The 5,368-nt window shown below is 69.7% G+C and carries 6 protein-coding genes and 1 pseudogene; all 7 read left to right on the top strand.

All coding sequences use genetic code 11. The features are described 5' to 3' along the window. Nucleotides 1–50 precede the first annotated feature (50 nt). Nucleotides 51–296, top strand: a complete 246-nt coding sequence (locus tag CSR00_RS29235) for a hypothetical protein (RefSeq protein WP_099025854.1) — start codon at nt 51–53, stop codon at nt 294–296. Between the two features lie 125 nt (nt 297–421). Beyond that, the gene (locus CSR00_RS29240) at nt 422–730 is read left to right on the top strand and encodes a WXG100 family type VII secretion target (protein WP_099025855.1); all 309 of its coding nucleotides are present in this window, start codon (nt 422–424) and stop codon (nt 728–730) included. Nucleotides 731–763: 33 nt separating this feature from the next. Continuing rightward, nucleotides 764–1,048 (top strand): WXG100 family type VII secretion target, encoded by a 285-nt coding sequence (locus CSR00_RS29245; RefSeq protein WP_099025856.1) that lies wholly within the window; start codon nt 764–766, stop codon nt 1,046–1,048. A 275-nt stretch (nt 1,049–1,323) separates the two neighbouring features. Further along, a complete protein-coding gene (locus CSR00_RS29250) occupies nt 1,324–2,157 on the top strand; it encodes an ESX secretion-associated protein EspG (protein WP_099025857.1) in 834 nt (277 codons plus the stop codon). 36 nt (nt 2,158–2,193) lie between these two features. Then, nucleotides 2,194–3,225: a MinD/ParA family ATP-binding protein gene (locus CSR00_RS29255; protein ID WP_407662537.1), complete on the top strand. Its 1,032-nt coding sequence runs from the start codon at nt 2,194–2,196 to the stop codon at nt 3,223–3,225. Beyond that, nucleotides 3,225–4,712, top strand: coding sequence for a type VII secretion integral membrane protein EccD (gene eccD, locus CSR00_RS29260; protein WP_099025859.1), 1,488 nt, complete (start codon nt 3,225–3,227; stop codon nt 4,710–4,712). Before CSR00_RS29255 ends, eccD begins: the two co-directional genes overlap by 1 nt. Nucleotides 4,713–4,783: 71 nt before the next feature. Next, a pseudogene (locus tag CSR00_RS29265) lies at nt 4,784–5,254 on the top strand (type VII secretion-associated serine protease); the annotation flags it as partial. Nucleotides 5,255–5,368 lie beyond the last annotated feature (114 nt).

Here is a 5,368-nt window from a genome sequence, read left to right on the forward strand (position 1 = left end):
CTCCGGTTCGAAGCTGCTGTTGGGCCGCGGGGGGTTATCCGGGCGCCGGGATGACCAACTACACCCGGCCCAACAGCAGCTTCGAACCGGAGAACGCGGGCCGTCCCAGCGGCCTCAAGGGAGGGTTGCTGACCGAGGCGGCGCCCGGCGGTCCGGCAAAGCCTGTCGGCGGCGGGGCGATGCCCATGTCACCGGCCCACGCCGGCATGCTCGGCCAGGGCAAGGGGGATGGCGACAAAGAGGATGTGGCTCGTTCGCGCGTGGTGGTCGGCGAGGACCCGCAGCGCCTCAGCTAACACAACCGCACGAGGGGAGTGCCGTTTGCAGGGTTTGCCACAGAGTGAAGTGACAGCTGGTTAGCAGCACATAAACTGACATTCAGATTCCCCAACCGGGGGGCAATACGAAAAGGGAGAAGTACATGGGTTCGCTCGTCGTAACACCGGAGGTGCTGCGCAGCACGCAGCAGGCCATCGAGTCGGCGCTGCAGCACGCCACCTCGATCGCCAACGGCTACCTGAGCCAGCACGAGGGACTGGGAGGCGCGGTCTGGGGTGGCCAGGCCTCCGTCGCATCGGTCAACACCGCCGCGCAGATCAACCACGACTTGCAGCAGACCATCACCGGTGGCACCCGCCTGGCACACGGCCTGGCCCAGGCCGCCGCGATGATGGAAGAGCATGAGACCGACGCCGCTCACAACCTGGCCAGCTTCGCCGCCGGCTCCTGATCCGACGAACCTTCGAACCTAAGGAACCTCACGATGGACAACATCACCTATAACCACGGCGGCGTCGCCGACTTCGCCTCCGATGTGGGCAACCGCGCCGCGCAGCTCATGGAGATCCACGACGACATCATGCAGCGCACCAACGCCATCGCCGACTTCTTCCAGGGCGCGGCGGCCGGGTCGTTCCACGAGGCGCAGATGCAGATGCTGCAGGGCCTGCAGGGTCTGATCGAGACCGTCTCCCGGCACGGCTCCACCATCTCCAATGTCAACGAGAGCGCCCACGCGACCGATCTGCAGATGGGCAACCTTTTCTGAGTACCGCCCGCTCGGGCCGGTAGGGGCGCCCTTCGTGGCGCCCCTCCGGTCTGTGTGGACCTCCCGGCCCGCGGTGACCGCGGACCTGCCGGCCCGGCGGCGCTGACCACCGGGCCGGCGCCCGCTCCCGACATCCACGCGCGGGGACGGGCGCCGGGAACACGAATGAACGGGGCCGGCGCCACGGGCGCCGGCCGCGACCTTTGCCGGCGGGTGCTACCGGACGCCGTGCGGGATCGAAGCCGTGGGAGATCAGACATGTTGGGGGAACACCGATGTTGACGACGTCCGTCGACGGGCTGTGGGTGCTTCAGGTCTTGAGCGGTATCGAGACCGTGGCACCCGAACTCGGTCTGCGCCCGCACTTCCCGCGCGTCGAGGATGCCCGGATGGCGTTGGCGCACCCGGTCGCCCGCGAACTGGAGGCCGCCGGGGTGATCACCGAGTCCGGCGAGGTCGACCAGATCGTGCTCGAGTGGCTGACCGTGCTGGCCCGCCGCGATGTCGCATTGCTGATCGACGCCCGCACCCCGGAGTCCGGCGACGCCCCCGCCCGGGAACTGATCGCCCGGTTCGCGCAGTGGTGGGTTTCGCTGGAGCGCACCGGAGACCTGGTGCGGCTGGGCGGCATCGGCACGGCGACCGCGGAGGGCACCGCGAACATGCTGATCTCCTCGGAGATCGACCGGCTCTGCGGGTCGCTGAAGGCGGCCTCGCTGCGTCCGGTCACCCTCAGCGTCGACGAACTGCTCGAAGGGGTGCGCGACCAGGACAGCCTGCGCCGGTTCCTGCTGAACCAGCGGATCGACTCCGACCAGCTGCACCTGCTGACGCTGGCCGCCGACCCGGGCCGCTCGGCCCAGGCGTCGGTCGTCGCGATCCAGGCCGGTGTGGACGGCAGACCGGCCCGATCCCACATCGAACAGAGCGTGGTGACGATCATCGACACCCCGGAGGGCCGGTTGGTGGCCGAACACACCACCAGCGGCGGGCGCCGCTGGATGATCCTGAGCCCGGGTTCACCGGGGAACATCGCGTCGGCCGTGCAGAAGATGGTGCGCCGCCTGCCGTCGGAAAACGAGTGGTTTTCGTACAGAAAGGTCGTCTAGAAAAATGGCGAGGGACCGAGTGTTAGCATCGGCGCCGTGACAGGTCCGTGGAATGATCCGGGCTATTCTCCCGACCCCCGAGATCCTGTTGAGCGGGACCAATACGGTGCCCACCACCGCGCCGGCGGCGATTCCGTCTCAGGCACGTTGCGCATTTCCGATATGGTCGCGCCGCGCAAGATTCCACCCGGGTCGGGCTGGCGAAAATTCATCTACAACCTGACTTTTCACGGCATCAACCTCGGCGAGTCGCCGGCCGAACGGCACTACCGCGAGCTGCGCGAGCGCATCCGCCGGCACATCCGCAAGCAGTACGTGATCGCCGTCGTCTCCGGCAAGGGCGGGGTCGGCAAGACCACCATGACGGCCAGTATCGGCGCGGTGTTCCGGGAATGCCGGCCCGAGAACGTCGTCGCCATCGACGCCGCACCCGGGTTCGGCACCTTGTCCGGGCGCATCGACGAGAGCCCGCCCGGCGACTACTCGGCCGTGCTCAACGACACCGATGTGCAGGGCTACGCCGATATCCGTGAACACCTCGGGCAGAACGCCCTCGGCCTGGACGTGCTGGCCGGCAACCGCGCCTCCGACCAGCCCCGGCCGTTGGTGCCCTCGATGTTCACCGGGGTGCTCTCCCGGCTGCGGCGCACCCACAACGTGATCCTCGTCGATACCGCCGACGATCTGGAGCATCCCGTGATGAAGGCCGTCTACGACGCGGCCGACACGCTGGTCTTCGTCTCGGGCCTGACCGCCGACACCTCACTGCCGGTGACCCGGTCCATCGACCTGCTGCGCTCGATGGGCTACCACGAATTGGTGTCGCGCAGCACGGTGATCATCAACGACAACCGCGGCAGCTACGACAAACAAGCCCTGGCATACCTGACCGAGCGTTTCCGGCAGTCCGGTGCCACCGTCGAATTCATGCCCTACGACCCACATTTGGCCAAGGGCGGCATTATCGACACGCAGCACGAATTGCAGAAGAAGACGCGTCTGCGGCTATTCGAGATCACCGCCGACATCGCCGACAAATACACTCCGGACGCCGACAGGCCGGCCTAATGGCGAAGGTGTCCTTTCCCGCGCGGTGCGCCGTGGCCGTGGTGTGTGGAGACCATCTGGTCTCCCAGGTCTACCCGGCGTCGGTGCCCGTGGAGGTGTTCATCGACGACGTGGTCGAACTCCTCAACGAGGAGCTGCGCCGCCGCGGCCTCACCGGCCTGGAGTCCGGCGTCGGCTACGAACTGCAGCGCGCCAACGGAACCCGGCTGGACGTCACCAAGACGCTCGACGAACTCGGTGTCGAGGACGGCGCCACCCTGGTGCTGGCCCCGGCCGGGGACGGCGAATCCTTTGAACCCCAGTACGAATCACTGTCCACCGGGCTGGCCCGGATCGGCAAGCGGCTGTTCGAACCGGTGACCGCGCGCACCGCCGCACACACCGCGCTGGTGCTGCTGGCGATGATGGCCGCCACCGTGCTGGCGCTGGCCGTGCGGACCCGCCTGGCCGGTGACGGATACGCCGCGACCATCGTCACCGGGGTGCTCGGTGTACTCGTCGCCGGTGCGGCCGGGATCATCTGGCGCTGGTGGCCCCAGCGCGCTGACCTGCTCAGCGGATTCGCCTGGATCGCGGTACCGCTGCTGGCCGTGGCCGCCGGTTCGGGCGCACCCGGCGGGCTCGGGGCGGCGCACCTGTTCATCGCCGGGCTGACGACCGCGCTGCTCACCTGCGCCGTCGTGGTCGTCACCAAGAAGCACGTGACCCTCGCCGCGACGGTGGTGACGCTGTGCGCGCTGGGCGGTGCGGTGGCGCTGGCGCGCATGTGGCGGCCGATCCAGGCCCAGTGGTTCGGCATGCTTGCGCTGGTGGCCCTGCTGCTGGTGCTCTCCTTGGCCCCGACCATCGCGCTGTGGGTCGCCCGCATCAGGCCCCCGCACTTCGGGTCCATCACCGGGCGTGATCTGTTCCGGCGCCGCGACGGCATGCCGGTCGACGCGGTCGCCCCGGTGGAGGAGGCCGAGGACGACCAGGAGGAACCCAACCCCGACACCACACCGGGCGGGGCCGCCATCGCCGAGGCGGCCGTACGGGCCAACAGCGTGCTCACCGGCATCTGTTTCGCCGCGGCGCTGGCGCTGCCGGCCGCCGTGTGGGCCACGCTGATGCCGGGGCGTGCCAAGAGCACGGCCGCGGCGATCCTGGCGGGCCTGTTCGTGTTCATCTTCATCAGCCGCGGCCGTTCGTTCGCCGACAAGCGGCAGGCCGTGGCCCTGGTGCTCGGCGCGGTCGCGGCGACCTGCCTCGGCATCGCGCGGTACGTCCTGCATTCACCGCCCGAATCGGGGGCCGCCCTGCTGTGGGGGACCCTGGCGCTGGCCGCGTTCGCCGCGGTCGGTCTGGCCGCGGCGCTGCTCGTCCCGTTCACGCGCTTCACGCCGCTGGTCAGGATGCTGGCCGAATGGCTGGAACTGGCCGCCATCGTCGCCGCGCTGCCGCTGGCCGCCTGGATCGGTGGCCTGTTCACCTGGGTGCGGATGCGATGAGCACCCCAGCCCATCCCGCGCCGGCCCATCCCGCGCCGGCCCTCCCCACGGTGCTCAAGCGTCTCGGCGCGATGTCCCTGGCGGCGATGCTCGTCGGCCTGCTGTCTGACCTGCCGGCCGCCCAGGCCATCTCGCCGCCGACCATCGACCCGGCGCGGGTGCCCGCCGACGGCAAACCGGGCCCCGACGAGCCGATGCGGCAGAGCAACGTCTGCGCGCAGACGATCACCGTCGCCGAGCCCAATGTGGCCGCCACGGCGCCCGGGTTCGCCATGCTCAACATCGACAGGGCCTGGCAGTTCTCCACCGGCAACGGGGTGCCCGTCGCGGTCATCGACACCGGCGTGAACCCGAACCCGCGACTGCCCGTCGTGCCTGGCGGCGACTACATCATGGGCGGCGACGGGCTGCTGGACTGCGATTCGCACGGCACGATCGTCGCGTCGATCATCGCCGCGGCCCCGCAGGGAAACCCGATGCCGGCGCCGATGCCGCCGCGCCCGGCGTTCCCGCCGCCGGCGGGCCCGCCCCCGGTGAACAGCGTCGGGGTGTGCGCCTTGCCCAGCAGCTGGACCGCGACCACGGCCACGCCGTCCTGATAGCGCACGCCGCCGCCGGTGCGGTCATTGGCCACGGTGACCGGCTCGGTGAGCACG

Source organism: Mycolicibacterium palauense, from assembly GCF_002592005.1.
GTDB lineage: Bacteria > Actinomycetota > Actinomycetes > Mycobacteriales > Mycobacteriaceae > Mycobacterium > Mycobacterium palauense.

Excerpts from the sequence above, each read along its gene's own strand:
- CSR00_RS29235 (WP_099025854.1), top strand. The coding sequence starts at position 51 with ATGACCAACTACACCCGGCCCAACAGCAGCTTCGAACCGGAGAACGCG.
- CSR00_RS29240 (WP_099025855.1), top strand. The coding sequence starts at position 422 with ATGGGTTCGCTCGTCGTAACACCGGAGGTGCTGCGCAGCACGCAGCAG.
- CSR00_RS29245 (WP_099025856.1), top strand. The coding sequence starts at position 764 with ATGGACAACATCACCTATAACCACGGCGGCGTCGCCGACTTCGCCTCC.
- CSR00_RS29250 (WP_099025857.1), top strand. The coding sequence starts at position 1,324 with ATGTTGACGACGTCCGTCGACGGGCTGTGGGTGCTTCAGGTCTTGAGC.
- eccD (WP_099025859.1), top strand. The coding sequence starts at position 3,225 with ATGGCGAAGGTGTCCTTTCCCGCGCGGTGCGCCGTGGCCGTGGTGTGT.